At 43.6% G+C, this 17,868-nt stretch carries 15 protein-coding genes and 3 pseudogenes; 13 read left to right on the forward strand and 5 right to left on the reverse strand.

Annotation, left to right across the window (positions count from 1 at the left end):
* Window positions 1-139 precede the first annotated feature (139 nt).
* The 5 genes and pseudogenes from J2X61_RS06725 to J2X61_RS06745 form a co-directional block, all read left to right on the forward strand.
* On the forward strand, window positions 140-1,234 hold the full coding sequence (locus tag J2X61_RS06725; RefSeq protein ID WP_310186795.1) for an L-dopachrome tautomerase-related protein: 1,095 nt from the start codon (window positions 140-142) through the stop codon (window positions 1,232-1,234).
* A 337-nt stretch (window positions 1,235-1,571) separates the two neighbouring features.
* Window positions 1,572-1,829: a hypothetical protein gene (locus tag J2X61_RS06730; RefSeq protein ID WP_310186724.1), complete on the forward strand. Its 258-nt coding sequence runs from the start codon at window positions 1,572-1,574 to the stop codon at window positions 1,827-1,829.
* A gap of 115 nt (window positions 1,830-1,944) precedes the next feature.
* Window positions 1,945-3,201: a hypothetical protein gene (locus tag J2X61_RS06735; RefSeq protein WP_310186725.1), complete on the forward strand. Its 1,257-nt coding sequence runs from the start codon at window positions 1,945-1,947 to the stop codon at window positions 3,199-3,201.
* A 51-nt stretch (window positions 3,202-3,252) separates the two neighbouring features.
* Window positions 3,253-3,390, forward strand: a pseudogene (locus J2X61_RS06740) (arabinose transporter permease); the annotation flags it as partial.
* A 1-nt stretch (window position 3,391) separates the two neighbouring features.
* Window positions 3,392-3,508, forward strand: a pseudogene (locus tag J2X61_RS06745) (arabinose transporter permease); the annotation flags it as partial.
* Between the two features lie 184 nt (window positions 3,509-3,692).
* On the opposite strand, the pseudogene J2X61_RS06750 reads toward J2X61_RS06745, so the two are convergent.
* The 3 genes and pseudogenes from J2X61_RS06750 to J2X61_RS06760 form a co-directional block, all read right to left on the reverse strand.
* Window positions 3,693-3,848: pseudogene (locus J2X61_RS06750) on the reverse strand (IS256 family transposase); the annotation flags it as partial.
* Between the two features lie 459 nt (window positions 3,849-4,307).
* On the reverse strand, window positions 4,308-4,949 hold the full coding sequence (locus J2X61_RS06755) for a peroxiredoxin-like family protein (protein ID WP_310186726.1): 642 nt from the start codon (window positions 4,947-4,949) through the stop codon (window positions 4,308-4,310).
* A 76-nt stretch (window positions 4,950-5,025) separates the two neighbouring features.
* Window positions 5,026-5,562: a hypothetical protein gene (locus tag J2X61_RS06760; protein WP_310186727.1), complete on the reverse strand. Its 537-nt coding sequence runs from the start codon at window positions 5,560-5,562 to the stop codon at window positions 5,026-5,028.
* Between the two features lie 534 nt (window positions 5,563-6,096).
* On the opposite strand from J2X61_RS06760, the gene J2X61_RS06765 reads away from it, so the two are divergent.
* The 7 genes from J2X61_RS06765 (at window position 6,097) to J2X61_RS06795 (ending at window position 13,537) form a co-directional block, all read left to right on the forward strand.
* Window positions 6,097-6,810: a response regulator transcription factor gene (locus J2X61_RS06765; protein ID WP_310186728.1), complete on the forward strand. Its 714-nt coding sequence runs from the start codon at window positions 6,097-6,099 to the stop codon at window positions 6,808-6,810.
* The gene (locus J2X61_RS06770) at window positions 6,807-7,841 is read left to right on the forward strand and encodes a sensor histidine kinase (RefSeq protein ID WP_310186729.1); all 1,035 of its coding nucleotides are present in this window, start codon (window positions 6,807-6,809) and stop codon (window positions 7,839-7,841) included. Before J2X61_RS06765 ends, J2X61_RS06770 begins: the two co-directional genes overlap by 4 nt.
* A 1,504-nt stretch (window positions 7,842-9,345) precedes the next feature.
* Entirely contained in the window at window positions 9,346-9,633 is a 288-nt protein-coding gene (locus tag J2X61_RS06775; protein ID WP_396135407.1) for a hypothetical protein, read from the forward strand.
* Between the two features lie 177 nt (window positions 9,634-9,810).
* Window positions 9,811-10,317: a GrpB family protein gene (locus J2X61_RS06780; RefSeq protein WP_310186730.1), complete on the forward strand. Its 507-nt coding sequence runs from the start codon at window positions 9,811-9,813 to the stop codon at window positions 10,315-10,317.
* A gap of 296 nt (window positions 10,318-10,613) precedes the next feature.
* Window positions 10,614-12,089 (forward strand): amidase family protein, encoded by a 1,476-nt coding sequence (locus J2X61_RS06785; protein WP_310186731.1) that lies wholly within the window; start codon window positions 10,614-10,616, stop codon window positions 12,087-12,089.
* A 234-nt stretch (window positions 12,090-12,323) separates the two neighbouring features.
* Window positions 12,324-12,818 (forward strand): DinB family protein, encoded by a 495-nt coding sequence (locus J2X61_RS06790; protein ID WP_310186732.1) that lies wholly within the window; start codon window positions 12,324-12,326, stop codon window positions 12,816-12,818.
* 245 nt (window positions 12,819-13,063) lie between these two features.
* Window positions 13,064-13,537, forward strand: a complete 474-nt coding sequence (locus tag J2X61_RS06795) for a hypothetical protein (protein ID WP_310186733.1) — start codon at window positions 13,064-13,066, stop codon at window positions 13,535-13,537.
* 650 nt (window positions 13,538-14,187) lie between these two features.
* Here the strand turns inward: J2X61_RS06795 and J2X61_RS06800 are convergent.
* Window positions 14,188-15,030 (reverse strand): SDR family oxidoreductase, encoded by an 843-nt coding sequence (locus J2X61_RS06800; RefSeq protein ID WP_310186734.1) that lies wholly within the window; start codon window positions 15,028-15,030, stop codon window positions 14,188-14,190.
* 793 nt (window positions 15,031-15,823) lie between these two features.
* On the opposite strand from J2X61_RS06800, the gene J2X61_RS06805 reads away from it, so the two are divergent.
* Complete coding sequence (locus J2X61_RS06805) at window positions 15,824-16,462, forward strand: SGNH/GDSL hydrolase family protein (RefSeq protein ID WP_310186735.1); 639 nt, start codon at window positions 15,824-15,826, stop codon at window positions 16,460-16,462.
* A gap of 502 nt (window positions 16,463-16,964) precedes the next feature.
* Here J2X61_RS06805 and J2X61_RS06810 read toward each other — a convergent pair.
* On the reverse strand, window positions 16,965-17,867 hold the full coding sequence (locus tag J2X61_RS06810; RefSeq protein ID WP_310186736.1) for a phosphotransferase: 903 nt from the start codon (window positions 17,865-17,867) through the stop codon (window positions 16,965-16,967).
* Window position 17,868 lies beyond the last annotated feature (1 nt).

A 17,868-nucleotide genomic window follows, 5' to 3' on the forward strand; every position in this document is an offset into this window, starting at 1 on the left:
GTTTACTCTTTGTCCGTCCGTCATAGATACGAACTTGCGGGTTCCCGTAAAATTATTTTATTATCCAGTCAATTGAACCACATTCAGTCATATAAATAGGTGATAGCAGTTCGAACCTGTTGCTGTTGAGGAGGATTTTATACAAGTGATGTTACCGGGTGAAACGTATTTTGGTAAGCTTGAGTCGGTTTTTTTATTTTACGGAGCCATGCCTACAGGCGTGGCTGTTTCTGAAACCGGGCGTATCTTCATTTGTTTTCCGAAATGGGGAGACGACGTTAAATTTACGGTGGCTGAAATCGTTCACGACACATTACAGCCTTATCCTAGATTGGAAGCTAATGTGGTAAGCCCATCGAATATTACAACGTCCTTCATTAGTGTCCAAAGTGTCGTTGCTGATGGAAAGGGTACGCTTTGGGTACTGGATACGGGGGCTCCTAATTTCTCGGAACCCATCAAAGGGGGGGCGAAGTTAGTCGCTGTAGATTTAAATTCAAATACCATAAGAAGTGTATATACATTTACGGATGATGTTGTCCTGTCTAGCACATATCTGAATGATGTCCGATTTGATTTTCGTGTTGGTAAAGCAGGGTATGCTTATATAACGGATTCGTCTTCCCGAGGACCAGGTGCCATTATTGTCGTTGATTTAGAAACGGGCTATGCTTGGAGACGGTTAAACGGAGCAAACTCAACTTCGCCCGATCTCTTTTTCTTACCGAAAGTTGAAGGTAAAATCCTAATGAATCGAAACAAAAACGGATCTACTTCACCCTTTAGATTGGCATCCGATGGTATAGCGATTTCCCCGGACGGCAAGATGTTGTATTTTTGTCCTCTCTCCAGCCGTCATCTATACTCGATTTCAACGGAAGTCCTAAGAGATCGAACGATACCGGATATGAATTTACAATATCACGTTATGTATTGGGGAGAAAAAGGTGCATCAGATGGAATGATCACCGATGCAAAAGGAAACGTTTACGCCGGAGACTATGAAAATAATAGTATTCGAAAGATATTGCCGAATGGAATATTGGAAACCATCGCACATGATCCGAGAATTTTATGGCCGGATACTTTTTCTATTGGTCCAGATCAATACTTATATTTCATCGTGAACCAATTACATCGGCAGTCAAGATTTCATTATGGTAATGATCTGCGGGAGAAGCCTTACAGTTTACTCCGTATGAAAATAGAAGAACTATCTGCTCCTACCTTTTAATAAATATTTCACTTTCAAAGTTGACTCTATTTGCATTGAAAATGTAACTAATGACCAGGGGGGCTCAGGATTAACTTCACAATTAACTCATCCACTCCATCAATGATTTGGCATACCTATTCATATTCTTCGATCAGGAGACTCAGTTCCCATTTGACTAAGGGCAATAGAGTCCCCGACTTTATGTCTGGCGAGTGATTGAAGATGTTCAGCCTTATTCCTATCTCCGAAACCACTGAGTCTTGCATGTGCTCCTCCAGATTCGCACCATTCGATTAAACTAAACAATCCTGTAGAGCTTAAGAAATGAGCTTTGTAAAAAAGGGAGCGCCTCGATATGGACAACACATCATACCGAAGCGCTCTTACTATGAAGTTTAAGCAACTAGATACACAAAATCAACGGGTCGAACAAATTACCACCTCGCATCTTGTTGTAGGAATCGGCATGGCGAAAGAAACACATGTCGCGCAAACTACAAACTTCCGTGGAATAAAACGTCATCTCTCATTTTCCAATAGTATTGAAGGGTTTGAAAAACTGAAGCGTTGGATGAGTAGACTCACCAACCAGTTGGCAATGTTGAACCAGTAGTGCTCAGTGCTCTCCATTCCCACAACGACGTCTACAGGAATGTTAACGGGCAGGTTAGCGCCATGTAGTGCAGTAATTTATGTATAAAACTACATAAAATGTAGAGCATAATCTTATGAAATCACAAAAACGTTCTCGACGCATCCGCTTCAACATGGACGGAACTTGTGCGAACTTTGTTCATTACTCTAACCCCCTAGTACCCCTAGCATGGTCATTTTTCTTTCCAGGCTTTGGTTTCTTTTTAATGGGTCAATTTGTTCAGGGGTGGCTTTTGTTTTTTTGGGAAGTTGCTGTTAATGTTAAGGGTCACTTTAATACTGCCATTGTGTACACACTGACTGGACGTACAGAAGAGGCAACAAGGATTCTCGAACAGGATGGAAAATGGGTCGTCATTCTTTACACAACAACGTTTGTTTTTTCTCTGTGGGCGAGCTATGTGTCGGCTGTTGACACAAACCAGCTGACCTATTTAGCTCATGGGGAAAACGCTCCAATTAGAGTATTTACCATGAATGCCTTGCAGTATAACTATTTAACGAAGCGGGACCCATGGATGGCAGTCATTTGGTCGCTCTTCATGCCTGGTCTTGGAGATGTGTACAACAAACGGGTTGTCAGTGGGACGACGTACCTAATCTGGTGGATTATTATCTGTTACAAATCGCATGTAGTAGGGAGCATATACTATACTGCTATAGGTGATTTTGAAAGTGCAACTTCGATTCTTGATTCTGAATGGTTTCCGTTCCTCGCTTCGATGTGGGTCTTCGCTGCATACAATGCGTACATCCACACTGTTGAAACGAATAAGGTATTCGACAAAGAACAGGCAAATTTCCTGAGATTAAACCATCAACAAGGTGTTGACGATTTATATTGTACAGAGAAGGACTCGGTGGACATGCGTGTGATTGCTACCTTTGATCATTCCCCATATGTCGAGATGGCTCTTGTCGGATTAGAGCGGATTGGTATTAAGAAGAACCAGATTTATGCTACGTCACTTGATAAACGAAATGAAAGGCTTTCGTTCATCGACAACATTCATCGGTCCGATGGACGGGGTTTTTTGGATGTAGCAGCACTTTTGGCGGGCTTTTTAACAGCAGCTGGCGCAATTTATGGCTTCGTTCTTAAAGGTGGTCCAGTTTTATGGGGGTTAATTGGTTTTGTGGTTGGCTCTGTCGTTGGAGTTGCGTTCCAATTGCTCAAACGAAAAAAAGGATCCAAAGAAAGAACCACCCCCAAAACTGAAGTTGTTGTCATTGTAGATTGCAACAACGCACAGGGCGATGCGGTACAGAATATCTTTTGGCACAATCACGCATTTGGAATCTCAGCCTCTTCTCATCAAGATGTAGATTAATTCAAACGGTTGTCGGTTGAAGTCGGCATACTTAGGGTTCAAGAAGGCGGTTGGACACTTGTTGTATTGATACCGATCCCCCTGCTGCTCGCGGTGTTTTTAAATTCAAGCTTCATAATAGCTAAAAACTTTTTCCGCTCAACCTTGTTTATTCCGGCATTGACTTCCGCTGTAGTGGCCGGCACGATTCCTGCAGGCACTACAAAGTTGGAATAATTTCTTATGGCCCTTAATCGTATTACGATCTGAAGATAAGCTTACATTACCGATCGGTCTGGCAACATTAATAACTCCATACGGAAATAATTAAGATGCAAAACCCGAGTTCGGCAGAGCAGACCATAAATCAGATTTTGTTGGAATGGATTGACAAAGTTTAATGTTGGGTTACATCAATTGTTATAAATTCAAGTAAATAGATATAGATATTTAGTGTTTAAATTGTTGACTGGGTAACCAGAGACACAGCATAAACTCCTTAACGCAATATACTAACGCAAATAATGACCAATGCGGTCGGGGAGAGAGACGGAGAGTTGGAGGAGCATTTGTCCCCAGTTTTGAACTCGTCCTGTCCACTTGCGGGGAACGTCCATTGTGGCTAAGTGTAGCATTATAAGCAGTACTTCATCGGAAGGGAAAAAGTTTTAACGCGGTCTCCTGCCTGCCTTATAACATACATGCAGTTGCTCCGGAGTGCCTAACTTTTTCATCAATTTGTCTATAGCTTCAAGTGTATGCGGAATGTTGCCGAGGAAACGTGGCTCGCCACGTCTTGTGTCTGCAACAGAAACAGAAATTGAATCTTTTGAAACGTCTAAACCGATAAATTTTGTGTAACCTTCATAGTAGCGGCTCCTTTCGAATGTAGCTCTGCATTTGGCTTTTAGTAGAATCTACTACACATTTTTACCAAATGTAACCTACGATAAGCGAAATGGGGCCGCCTCGTTCATTATGACTAACAGGCTGCCTAGTTAAGGAACATTCGCCGTGAACCGTATCATAAGTAAGGGCAAAGATTCTCGAAAAGTCTCATAGTGAGCATGGGCTGCAGGACGGACAAGCAATCAAAGATCGTCAATTACGTGCACGATTGTCAATAATTACAGCTTTCTCAATTCTTGCAGAATATTCTCAGGATCCAACCGCTGCATAAAGTCCGGATTCACGTAAGCGGAACGGATAATGGCGGATTCGTCGATCATAAAGGTGGAAGGAATCGGCAGGATCCAGCGATTTGTCGCGTTGTATTCCGCTAGGTCCATGCCCATTTGTTTCATAATGCCCTGAATGTAATCCGGAACGTCGTAAAGGATGTTATAGAAAGCGGCCACGAGACCGTGTGTATCGCTAAGTACTTGGAAGGTCAGTTCTTCTTTTTCCTGCTGGGAAAGCGTGTTGTCCGGGCTTTGTGGGCTGACCGCAATCAACTGGCCCCCAAGCGTATCGATGTCCGGCAGAAGCTTTTGGTAGGCCTTAAGCTGACTGTTGCAGAACGGGCACCAACCGCCCCGGTAGAAAGTCAGGACAACAGGCCCTTTGGACAGTTCATCATATAGGTTAACCGTTTCTCCCAAAGCATTCTTAAGTGTAAAATCCTTTGCCTTCTGCCCCTCCTGCCGGCCGTAAACAATACCGGATTCCTGCTGCTCCCGGATCTGACGGAACATCTCTGTTTGAATCTCCAAAGGAGTATGCGCGATTAATTTCTGTTTGGCTTCTGCCAGAGTTTGAGTTAATGACATGTTTTTCTTCTCCTTTTAATTAAACTTTCTCTATGAACTGCTATAAATTAGATAGACTTGCTGGTTAATTGTCGGGTTAAAGTTCAGTTAATGATGCTTCATCGGCAGACATCTTGGCTGGCGTGATGAATGTCGCGAGCCTGTCTTGCCTACGCAAATGGATGATTTGTGCTGTCAAGCCAACGATGAGAATAACGAAGAGACTGGCTTGAGAACCGTGAAGAATTGGCGATTTCAAATCGGTGACTAAGGGGTGGCCGTTTGGAACACGGGTCAGGGTTTCGGTAACGGTCGGCAACATCAGCAGAAACGCCGTTAGGCTGAGGATGATTGTTTCGAGGTACTTGCCCGCACGCTCAAAGTCCGAAAAACGCCCGATGCCGTATCCGGCGAGGAGCAGCAGGATCGTTGCCGCCCCAATGACATAGCTGACCGACTGATGTGCGATGGGGAATACTGTGATAGCGCCGATCAGCATCGAAACGAAGTAGACGACACCGGGCTTTGACCGAGGCACAATCCGTCCGTAACGAGCAAACATATATATAGCCAGCGGAATGGCGGGCAAGCTGCTGAGCGTATGCACCCAGCCGAGTGATGTAATTCCAAACATAATTAATTGTCTCCTTCCAGTCCTTAAGGACAAGGGTGTTTTGTTTTGTTCTGTTGATAGATTGGCTCGAGCCGATACTAGCGGCTGACAGCATTTCTGATCGGGTAGGTCATGACTTAAGTTGGTAGGCCCTTAGACTGACGATGTTTAGTCGGCAAGCCCTGTAACGGCCCTTGGTGGATATGATGCGATTTGTTCGTAGATAGCGAGTTCCTCAATAGTACGTAGCCTGCTCTCAAGATGGGTTAATCTAAGATGGGCATTTTGAGTTCTTTTCATATCAAACATGACTGCAATCGCATTGCGGCTTTCATCACAAGGGAAGTACTTGCTTAACCACCTTTAGGATTTTTGCATTGAACACCTCCTTCTTTTCAATTCTGTTAAAATTCCTCCAACCAAAAGGAAGATTGCTTTGATTATAAAGGTCGGGTTGTTAAATCCTTGTTAAGTGAGCCCAGAAAGACTACATTATTTTCCTCTTATCACGGAAATGTGTGATATTCTATTGTCATAGAAGGAAGGAGTGGTGATATGCGAATTCTCATCGTTGAAGATGAGGAGGACCTTTCACTTGCATTAGCCAAGGGTTTAAAGCGTGAAGGTTATGCAGTGGACATTGCTGTTGATGGGCTAATCGGGTGGGAGTTGGCGGATACCAATGATTATGATGTGATTCTCCTCGACATCAATCTTCCGGAGCTGGACGGCGTTTCACTTTGTCAACGGATTCGCCAGTCTTCACACCATAACGATGTTTTTATCCTTATGTTGACAGCGCGCAGCCATCCAGACGAGGTGGAAGAAGGGCTCGATTCAGGTGCAGATGACTACCTCCGTAAACCCTTTGTGTTCAATGAATTGCTAGCCCGTATCCGGGCGCTACTTCGCCGGAGTTCGTCCGTGAAAAGCTCCGTCCTGCAGTTCGACCAGCTTACCCTTGATTCGAAAACGAAGGAAGTCTGGTTCGAGGATGTACTTATTCCATTGACGAGAAAAGAATTCGGTTTGCTCGAATATCTGATGCTGCATCCCTCCGAGGTAATTTCGTCTGAAAGGCTTCTGGAGCATGTTTGGGATATCCATGCGGATCCTCTTACCTCAACAGTCCGAGTTCACATCAATTCCTTGCGCAGAAAGCTCTCGCACCGTGATCCAGAGGCAGGAGAAAGGTATATTCAGACCGTTCAAGGTCATGGGTATAAATGGGCTCTGCACACAGCTGGAAGGAAAGAGGAAAACACATGAGACCATGGAATCGTATTTCACTGCGATCAAGATTGACGCTGTTTGCTATTCTTTTTTTGGCTGTAATGATTATTCTATATGCGGCTATAGAGTCTTTTTTCTCAGTTTACAGGATTGTATCAGAGATACAGGGGCGAATCATAAGCTTGCTTGTCGCTTTAGCAGGCATGGTTCTCAGTGCGCAATGGCTAGCAGTGATTATCCTGAAGCCTGTGAAACGGATGAGTGAAACAGCTGCTGGAATAACGGCAACCACCCTCCACAAACGACTAGAGATTAACCAACTTCATGATGAATTGAAGAAGCTCGGGATCGCATTCAATACGATGCTGGATGGGCTGGAAAACTCTTTTCAACAGCAGGCCCGTTTTGTTTCCGCGGCCGCGCATGAATTAAGAACACCTCTTTCCATTCTGCGCACGAATCTTGAAGTGGCCGGAGACAGCTATGGTATAGATCCAAGTGAATGGAACGATTACAGGTCGATAACGGAGCGGACGCTTTCGCGACTAGAGTCATTAACTGAGGATTTGCTGCTACTAGCTGACGGAACGTACGATCGAACGCAAAGTGAGCACAGTGTATTAGAGCTTGCCAACATTCTCACAGATGCAACTTCATTTATGGAACCGTTGGCAGTCAAATATGGGGTGACGCTTCGTCTAATGGAGCCCTGCAATGCTTTGGTTAAGGGGGAAGAAAGCTTCTTATTCCTGGTCTTTCGGAACCTTTTGGACAACGCCATCCGGTATAATCGGCCAAATGGGAACGTTACGCTGCAGGTTTTGCATGAAGATGGACGGGTTGCGGTTCGGGTTGCGGACACGGGGAAGGGAATATCCCCTTCGTCCAGAGATAAGGTTTTTGAGCGGTTTTATCGAATGGACTCGTCACGGGCACGTAGGAATGGCGGGGCTGGTCTAGGTTTGTCGATTGTCCGCCATTTGCTTGCATTTTTCCAGGGAACAGTTGAACTGGAGACGAGTTCCGAATTAGGAAGTGTATTTAAGGTCACGTTGATCCGGGGTTAAGAAGCTCGACCGATATTGATTCAACAGGATGATAGAGAAGAGTTTGTCAGTAACTGTGACTTATCTTTGTTATCATGCACTGTGACAAGATGATACTTGTTGAAGGGCGAGCTAGTAACCCCTCGTCTCGAGATGGTCACATCAGGACGTAGTTGGATCGATCAAACTGGGCCTTTCGAAGCTGTATTACGTATTGGCATATAAAGATATGGACGAACGTCAGCAGCTTCATAACCATTCATTCGAGGAAAAAAAGGTATGAACTCTTATGTGAAGTTTTTGATCGATATCCGGATATAAACTTCGCTTTGGCGTGTGTGATCAGAACCTGCTTAGGTTTCCTTGGCATAGCGTGGACCTAACGCTGCTATTGCTGCTCCTCGACGATTTGGTAGTTCCATATCTTTAAGAATAAATCAAGTGAAGAGAGGAAATGCACCCGTAAAATAACATTTAATAGGATGGGTAGGATATTAAAGTATGCTATAATATGGAAAAAAAGGAGCGATTAAATGAAGCAGAGTACAGGGATCATATGAGAGATTGATGAATTAGGGAGGATCGTCCTTCCTAAAGAATTACAGGAAATGTTTTATATCAAGGAAGGGATGCTGTTGAATATTTTCTTGACGACCAAAGGGAAACAATTATGGTAAGAAAATATAGAGCAGAGGCATGTTTATTCTGTGAAAGCACTAAGGACTTTGGCGCAGACGATCAAGAAAAAAGTCTGGAGTAGGTAAGTTCCCATGTTTGAAATAGACCATTAAAGACGAGCCATTAAGAAACTGATCAATCATTAATGATAGAGAGATTCGCATGCATCGTCCTCAACTTAGGGATAACATTGTCGGGTGACAAGAACATGGTTACATAAAAAGTCGCATGTGATGCGGCTTTTTCTTTTTATGTCCTCAAGTTCTTGTCAAGTTTAATGAGAAGAACTTGAGGACATTCCCGATTTTGACAAGAACATTATGACATTGGTGGAGGGAAAACTACAACTACAACGCAATTAATAAGTAAGTTAGGAGCAGATTATAATAAATGGAACTTGCTCCCATTAATTAAAGATGTTCAGGAACTCCTCAATAATCAATCACTAAACTATATTGTTCTTGATTATCCTTTTATATTTAAACGATAAAATGCGTAATTATATTGATATGGCTATTTATATTGATACCCCCTTGGATATTGCAATGGCTAGAAGGCTCTTAGGAAATTACAAAGAGAACACAATTGAAGATGTCCGTAATGATTTAACAAACTATTTGGAAGAAATAACAGTTAGGTTATCTGATTAAACTATCGGCGAACGATAGCTGAATAGATATACCGCGGCAGCCGGCCATGACGATCGGCTGCCTTTTCCACGCTAACGGGCAGAATAGTTCCAATATATGGTATTATAAAGTTGGTCCTTTGGACCGACAGTTTTTCGGGTTCAAGATTACGAAAACCATTAAATCTCTTTATTATCGGGTTAGGAGGAGTCCAACTGTTGATGAGATTATTGTTAGTATCAGCTTTTAGCTTCTTATTAAGTGGAACATTACTCTTTGGAATGGTGTATCTGGCAATTGCAAATTATGTTCCCCATATGACGGGATGGAGTGACCCGCCTGGTAAATTTTCCTTAGCTTTGGATGCAACCATGTTAAGGGCACCTTATGTAATTAGTATCCTGTTTATGATTATTGGTACGTTGCTTTTTGCTATTGCATTATACCAAGCATTGCTGAGAAGAAATCGAGATGAGGAGCCAATAAAGAAGGAAATCGTAATCTGATTAAGTGATTGTGTATTGAACTACCATGAAAATTAAAGTGCAGGCAGTCGAAGAAAAAGACATCACTAAATAAGACGCAGCTCGGTCTAACGGGGAACTATAGTTTAATCATATTATGAAGGCAGTTCACATGATCGAATGCCTTTATTTGTTAAAGAAACAGGCTGGAGGGGTTTGATGGGAGCTGGTCTAATAGTACGTGAATATGATCCTAGTTGGGCTCGATTATTTCAGCAGTTACGCGGTTTTGTATTGCCTGTATTACGCGATTTTGTAGTCACAATAGAGCATGTTGGCAGTACATCCGTTCCAGGTTTGGCATCGAAGCCAATTGTTGATATCGACGTGGTTGTGCCTGCGCAATCGGATGTCCTTAGGGCAATTCAACGGCTAGCTACCCTTGGTTACGTTCATGAAGGGGACTTAGGAACTACTGGACGAGAGGCTTTTATTCCACCCGCCAATGTAACTTGGCATCACCTATACGTCTGCACCATGGAAAACGCCGAGTACAAGCGGCACATCCTGTTTCGAGACTATTTAAGAAGCCATCCAGAAGATGCCAAACAATATGGTGACTTAAAGTTGGAACTAGCACAACGATTTCAGAATGACCGTATGGCTTACACGAATGCCAAAGGTGACTTTGTAAGAGAGGTACTACAACGTGCTGGTTGGAAATGATAGTTAGTTCTGCCCTGTGTTATTACGCTAAAGGACAACATAAAGTGAGCAGACCGTCGCGGCGCTGCTCATTTTTCGTTGAACTAAAGGGTAGATTTGCTTAATAGTTACCTTTTCGATATGGTACAATTTAGGGAAAGGGGGGCTTGAATTGACAGTAATCATTAATAAAAATGGCTACGAGTTTTTAGAGTGCATCTCATTGAATGAAAACTTTCCCTATACCCTTGGTAAGGCAGCATGTTACCATATTACTGCTATCCGAAAATTTATTAGTACCGGGGGTATCTTAATATATGAGCATCAACTTGCAAGATTGGATTCAGGAAGCCGATTTGGTGAGCATGCAAAAGGCAATGACTACGGGTGAATGCACTTCCGAATCCCTCGTTCTTGCATATATCGAACGCATTCATAGGTATAATCCTTTGATCAATGCCGTATTAGAGATCAATCCAGATGCGCTTGAAATCGCAAGGAATCTTGACCTTGAGCGAAATACAACAGGTAGTAGGGGGCCGCTGCACGGAATACCAATCCTGCTCAAGGATAACATCGATACGCACGACCGGATGCATACGAGCGCTGGTTCAATCGCATTAGCTGAGTCGTATGCTCCTGAAGATTCGTTCATAGCCGCAATGCTCCGCGCTGCCGGCGCTGTTCTTCTAGGTAAGGCAAATATGACCGAGTGGTCGAATTTTATGTCCAACCGTATGCCAGCTGGATACAGTTCCAGAGGCGGATATGTGTTGAATCCATATGGCCCTGGCAAGCTCTTCGTCAGCGGATCAAGTTCAGGATCGGCTGCAGCCGTAGCGGCGAACCTGGCAGCAGCAGCGATCGGAACAGAAACCGCAGGTTCGATTATTGGGCCGGCCAGCCAACATTTTCTCGTCGGAATAAAGCCTACTGTAGGGCTTGCGAGCCGCAGCGGCATTATCCCGATCTCCATAAGTCAGGATACACCAGGACCAATTTCCAGGACAATCACTGATGCAGCGATTCTACTCGGGGCAATTGTCGGGATTGACGAAAACGATAAGGCAACATGGACTAGCCCGCATCGTACTTTTCATGACTACACAACTTATCTCGACCGAGACTTTCTGCGTAAAGCTCGTATTGGGATTCCCAGACATTACTATCGGTCGTTGGATGAAGAAAGACTTTCCATCATGGAATCCGCCATTGATGTTCTGCGTGAGCAAGGTGCTACAGTTATCGATCCTGTGGACCTCCATTTGGAACAGCATCCATGGAACAATGATGTTATCTGCTACGAATTCAAAACAGGCCTGAATCGCTATTTATCGAAGTTGAACTCGGATATGCCCGTGCATTCTCTTCAAGAACTGATTGCTTATAATCAGAAACACGCTGCTTCCGCATTGAAGTTTGACCAAGACAATCTGATTCGCTCGGAACAAAATGCGCTAAACGAGACAACCTATCAACTTAAACGTCAAGAATATAACCATCCGTCTGTAACGCAAGGGATTGACTATGCACTCGATCAACACGGCTTAGATGCATTAATGTTACCCGGTGACATTGATGGCATGTACATTGCTGCCCGGTTAGGGTATCCCCTTATTACGGTGCCCGCCGGTTATTCAGCCAAAGGAACAGGTGATGCGGATGGCGATTCGACGCAGGGTCCATTTGGTGTTGTCTTTTCCGGGAGGGCTTTTAGTGAGCCCACGCTAATCAGCATCGCCTATAGTTTTGAGCAGGCAACACTTTTCCGTCGTCCGCCAGATATGGGCTAATTGATGTAATTATGTTTCCCTATGACACATTAGACTTAACAACTACGTACTGACCATGTCAGTGCATTGGACTTAACCATCGTGATTACGCTAACGGGAAACGATAGTTGAATAAAGAAACCGCGGCAGCCGGCCATTACGATCGGCTGCTGTTTCCGTGCTAACGGGCAGAATACTTACAATATGTGGTAGTATAGAATAGAGACGTTTCATATGAGGGAGGAGAGGAATTTTATGGTGAAACAACTGATTGTCGGAGATGCCACGCATGAACTGGCCACTACGCGCCGCATCTTGGAACGCTTGCCCGAGGAGCATATGACGTGGAAGCCGCACGTGAAATCTATGACGTTGGGCGGGTTGGCCACGCACCTGATCAACCTACTGAACTGGCAAGTCGCGATTTTTCAATACCCGGAGTTCGATCTCTCGACCGTGCCGCTTCGGCGGGAACCTTTGGAAAGACGCGAAGACGTGCTGGAGGAATTCGACGCGAACGTCGTCAAGCTTGAAAAGCTGTTAGGCGAATGCGACGAGAAAACGCTCGGCGAGGAATGGACCTTGCGAAACGGCGACCATATCATCCTTCGCCAACCGCGGGCTATCGCGCTTCGCACCTTCGGACTAAGCCACATGGTACACCACCGTGCGCAGCTCGGGGTTTATTTGCGGCTTCTTGATATTCCGGTGCCCGGCCTCTACGGACCCTCGGCTGACGAAGTCAAATGAATTAAGACGTGCCGAATCAGTAGATTCAGGGCGGCCCTTAAATAGTATTTAAGAAAATTATTAGGACGTTCAACTAGCGCGAAACTATAGTTCAATCACGACATGAAGGCAGCCGGCACTGATCGGTTGCCTTTATCTGTTGAAGTAACGGGCAGAATTGTACAATTTTTACATTTAAAAGGATATTCAAGATAGATAGCGAAAAGGGTACATATTAGAGCTTTCTAAATGATATGAGGTGAAAAATGTCAAATATTAAATACTCGAAAATTTGCATATTAATTTTGCTCATATTCTTATTTTTGCCAGCCTGTCTTAATAAGAATAACATTACTGCAAATGAGCAAGAGGAAGTTAAAGAAACTATTACAAAATATTTAGAAGCCGTTATCAACAAAAATTTTGAGACGGTGTATGACTTAACAGAAAGTAATCTAAAAAAGTATGATACATTAGATAATTTGAAGGAAAAACAAATGGGTATAAAGAGCCTGGAAATTAGCAATTTCAAACCGTATCACGGGCTTGATTTAAACGATAATACCCCGACCAGATTGTTCAAAGTTGAATTAAACATCACTCCAAATGATTATGGTTCTTGGAATGATGGAATAAATCCACGGTTTATTTGGGGGGTAAAAGAAGGTGGTGTATGGAAGGTATCTGGTTTTGCCGAATCCCCGTCAGGGGAAATAAAGGATTATCAAAAAGAACTTTAAGAACCTGCGTTCACTTTTCGTTAACGAACGTTGTGCTAACGGATAACTTTAGTTCACCACAACATAAACGAGGCCACCGGGTTAAATACTCGCTATGAGGTGAAATTTATTGCTTAAAACATTTAGGATATTAGGAATCATGTTTAGTTTATTTGTGGTTACCATTGCTATTTATTCCTCTGTAGCTGAGTTAGATTTAGCGAATAAATCGATTGTTTCAACATGGATGATGGTTGGTCTATGTTTTTCACTAATATTTAATGGGATATCCTCTTACCTGCCTCAGAGAAATAGAGCAGGATTATTTATGAGTGGATTTGGCGTCATAATATTAATAGTAGTCCTAGTGAAATTTCCATTTTAATTGTGAGACAAGACTCTTCCTCCGGAATTAACCATATTTTCATTGATGTATCTGTGTACGTCGCTCAACTAACGGAGAACGATAACGTAATAACCAGGGAGCAGTTCGCTAAGCGAAAGCTGCTTCCTGGTCTCGCTGCGTAATTACACTCGTAGGTATAACACCATGAAGGATCACTTCATGATATTAGGAATATGAGCGAAGGCATCCAGTCGTTAAAGGCTTACAGGCTTACCTCTAAAAGGGGAGGGCGATATGATACACTTTTTCAAAACAAAGTAAGAGTTCATTTATGTATTGGGAAATCGGTTGAAAATGCAAGCTCTTTTTGTGCTTCTAATATTGCAAGCCGCTCGGTAAGTGCTTTATGAATATTCACGTAGGCGTCACTACCTAAAACGATTCTTTTAGGCGCCGGATTCTGATCCACACTGTTGATCATAATAGTAACCATTTTGGCAGGGTCACCTAACGATGGTACTTTGGCTTCTTCAATAATACGACGAGCATAGGCGGCCGGTGAGGCTTCATAAGCCTCCATTTTGGGAGCCAGTTGAGAACTTCCATATCTGAAATTCGTGCTTGCGCTGCCTGGTTCCACAATAGTAATGCCAATATTAAAAGGTGCAAGCTCAGTCATTAGGGATTCGGCAAAGCCTTCGATGCCCCATTTGCTCGCATGATACAAAGAACTGCCTGGGAAAGCGACTTGACCGCCAACGGTAGACAACTGTATGATTCGCCCGAACCCCTGTGTCCTAAAGTAAGGAAGAGCCGCACGCACTACTTGAATTGAACCTATCAAATTTGTGTCAAGTTGATGGCGTATTTGCTCATCCGTTAATTCCTCAGCCGCACCAAATAGTCCATAACCCGCGTTGTTGACCACGACATCAATGTTGCCAAGATCATGGAATGCGCTGTGCACGACCTGGTGAATAGCTGGCGTATCCGTAACATCGAGTTTGGCAACCCATAGTGAGTCACCATATTTAGTTTTGAGATCGTTCACAACATCGACATTGCGGACGGTTCCAGCAACACGATTGCCTTGTTCGAGAAGTTGCTCCGTCAAGTGACGACCAAAACCGCTGCTTATTCCTGTAATTAGCCAAGTGCGTTGAGTCATCTAAAAACCTGCCTTCTAACAAAATTCCAGTGCTTTTCTGACTAACTGGTTAGTTATAAATTATCACTATCTAACCGGTTAGTCAACTGCTATATTTAATGATGTTGGTTCTAGTTTCAGAAAGGATGATTAAATGAGGAACACTGAAGCCACGCGTGAACGCCATCCATCTGGCATATATGTGTCGTACATGGCTGCAGAATCCGCTTTGTGTATCATGCGTAGTTTAGGAGATAAGTCAGAAACAATTGACAGTAAAGACAATACCTTTTCTCGACTGAGTCAGATTGACAGTAAAAGAACTATTATTATTCCGCTCTTATCTTGAGTGGTTTTATTATTTTGAGAGTATCGCATCCGTTAATCCAAGAACGCTGTATATCTACTATCTGGCACGCCTGCTGTTTTATTTGCGTTACCTCGCATGACGCACATTGCAGCTTCTAACATAGAGGTGTCAAGCTTTGCCTAACATCATATTCATCTGTCAGAACACTTGATTAAGCTAACGAGGAACGATAGCTGAATAGATATATACCGGGCAGCCGGCCAAGACTGTATTGTTCCAGTTTTGGACTGCTTTTTGTGATGCTCCCACAAGAATACAATTTGCAGAGCCTTATATTTCAAGGTTTTTTCACGTGCTCGTTTAGTTAATTAACGAATGTTGGCGAGACCCTATATAAAGTATGTACTATAGAACCTGCTGAACAATACCGCAGATCGTGCTTTCTATTTGTTAATTTCTTATCTAAAATATGAATATATTGCTATTCGAAGGAGGCTACAAGAGATGAATGCAGGAAGGATATTGTTTCAAGGTGATTCGATTACAGATGGGGCAAGAGGCCGCAATGATGATCTCAATCATATATTGGGGCATGGTTATCCATATCTTATCGCAAGCAAGCTTGGATATGAACTGGCGGAGAAACAGCCGCTTTTTATTAACCGGGGTATCAGCGGGAACCGGGTCCAGGATTTGTATGCACGTTGGAATGAGGATGCATTCAGTCTTAGACCCGATGTGATCAGTATACTGATTGGGGTCAATGATGCAGGAAGGATCGTAAATGGCGACCCCGGCGGTGCGACTGACCGATTTGAACGTTGTTACCGTCACCTGCTGGGGGAAACAAAAGATGTTCTTCCAGCCGCCCGCCTCATATTGTGTGAGCCATTCATACTCAAAACCGGCAGAACCGTGGAAAAATGGGAAGCGTGGCAGGAACGGATCACCCATTATCAGGACACTGTCCGGACACTCGCCAACGAGTTTCAAGCAGTCTTTGTTCCGCTGCAAGCTGTACTATACGATGCCTGCAAGAGAGCTGATGCATCGTACTGGCTCTGGGATGGAGTGCACCCGACGGCGGCGGGACACGATCTGATCGCACGGCAGTGGTTATCCGTCGTGCAGAGCAGGATTTAATTGCTGCATTAGGGTTGGATGGGGGCCTGATTTTTTTATCGCATGTGATACGGGATCGTTGTCCCAACCAGCCTAACCATGGTTGAACAAGTAGGGGGATGAACTGAATAGCTCTCGGGATTCTAAGTCCCACGGGCAGTTACGTTCGATCCCCGGCTACCGCTATTTTACGACACAGAAAAATGAGGTCGACCATAAAGATCTGGTGACCTCATAATACGAACAGGCAGTTTAGCATGGAGACTTCAACAACAGATGATTGAGAGAAGGCATATTAATTCATTTGATTTTGGATTCTTATTTCAGCTTTAGGTACTGTTCGCATCTCAATTCTTCACCTTTATGAAACAAGGTTGATGAGAGCAGTGTATTCAAAGAACTGCCCATACGTATTAGGATTGTTCGATAACAAACATACATTTTATGGAAAGTAACGCGGTTTTTTGGGTCATGCTGTACTCGGTTATTTTCGATGTGTAAGGGATTGTTGAGACTGTTCTGATTACAATAACGTCCTAAGCTCACGTTGATATTTATTCATATGCGCTAATGTCGGAATAACCCGGTTGGCCAAACGAATGCCGCCGATCCTAATGTTTCGGACTACATGGTAAGGGGCAGATAAAAGCGCATGCAGGAGGTTTATATCAGAAGGGCTTAATTGTCGGTATCTCTGATAGTAATCGATCCAACGAAGCATCTCCGTACCGTTCCAAACAAAATTTCGATGAAGAATATGGGACAAATCCTTCATTCTTGTGTGGAGAGAACTGTTATCAAAATCGATCAAGTGTAATTTTCGTCGCTTGTCTTTAATTAGATTGGGATAATTGTAATCGCCATGTACAAATGCGGAAGCCTTTTGTTCTGCATCGATGGCCTCTAAGACTTTTGGCTGATGCAAATAGCCAAGCACTTCCTCACAAAGCGCTGCTAAATGCCCTAAATTTTTGTACTGACTGAGCAGTTGTTTATATTCCGAAACTTCGTGGTTCAGTCCCGAATATCGGATTCTTGCGACCGGAGCTTCGGCTGTAGGGAATCCTTCAGCAATGGAATGGAATTTGGCCAAAGTTCGAATCCCATTCTTTAAGTCTATCTTCCTTGTAAAGACCGGTCTCTGTCCGTCTACCCAATTCGTTAACGTGTACGTAATGCCATCATGAGTCATGTAGGCGGATTGCTCCAATGTAGGATAAACCTTTTGACCACGGGTAAATCCATGCTCATCCATGCAGGATAGGATGCGGGTAATAAAACGGACCTCCTCTTCCGGGAAGGCGTAACTTTTTAAACAGTAGCTCGCGTCAGCGGTTCGAATCCTGTAAACATCTTGGATTTGAAAAGTTTCTCTGATTTTTATTCCGTACATTTGTTCTACCCTTGACCCAATGGATACCCTCATA

This window comes from Bacillus sp. 3255, assembly GCF_031456485.1.
GTDB lineage: Bacteria > Bacillota > Bacilli > Paenibacillales > NBRC-103111 > Paenibacillus_E.

Excerpts from the sequence above, each read along its gene's own strand:
- J2X61_RS06785 (WP_310186731.1), top strand. The coding sequence starts at position 10,614 with ATGAGCATCAACTTGCAAGATTGGATTCAGGAAGCCGATTTGGTGAGC.
- J2X61_RS06755 (WP_310186726.1), bottom strand. The coding sequence starts at position 4,949 with ATGTCATTAACTCAAACTCTGGCAGAAGCCAAACAGAAATTAATCGCG.
- J2X61_RS06790 (WP_310186732.1), top strand. The coding sequence starts at position 12,324 with ATGGTGAAACAACTGATTGTCGGAGATGCCACGCATGAACTGGCCACT.
- J2X61_RS06780 (WP_310186730.1), top strand. The coding sequence starts at position 9,811 with ATGGGAGCTGGTCTAATAGTACGTGAATATGATCCTAGTTGGGCTCGA.
- J2X61_RS06730 (WP_310186724.1), top strand. The coding sequence starts at position 1,572 with ATGGACAACACATCATACCGAAGCGCTCTTACTATGAAGTTTAAGCAA.
- J2X61_RS06810 (WP_310186736.1), bottom strand. The coding sequence starts at position 17,867 with ATGAGGGTATCCATTGGGTCAAGGGTAGAACAAATGTACGGAATAAAA.
- J2X61_RS06735 (WP_310186725.1), top strand. The coding sequence starts at position 1,945 with ATGAAATCACAAAAACGTTCTCGACGCATCCGCTTCAACATGGACGGA.
- J2X61_RS06765 (WP_310186728.1), top strand. The coding sequence starts at position 6,097 with ATGCGAATTCTCATCGTTGAAGATGAGGAGGACCTTTCACTTGCATTA.
- J2X61_RS06805 (WP_310186735.1), top strand. The coding sequence starts at position 15,824 with ATGAATGCAGGAAGGATATTGTTTCAAGGTGATTCGATTACAGATGGG.
- J2X61_RS06795 (WP_310186733.1), top strand. The coding sequence starts at position 13,064 with ATGTCAAATATTAAATACTCGAAAATTTGCATATTAATTTTGCTCATA.
- J2X61_RS06760 (WP_310186727.1), bottom strand. The coding sequence starts at position 5,562 with ATGTTTGGAATTACATCACTCGGCTGGGTGCATACGCTCAGCAGCTTG.
- J2X61_RS06800 (WP_310186734.1), bottom strand. The coding sequence starts at position 15,030 with ATGACTCAACGCACTTGGCTAATTACAGGAATAAGCAGCGGTTTTGGT.
- J2X61_RS06770 (WP_310186729.1), top strand. The coding sequence starts at position 6,807 with ATGAGACCATGGAATCGTATTTCACTGCGATCAAGATTGACGCTGTTT.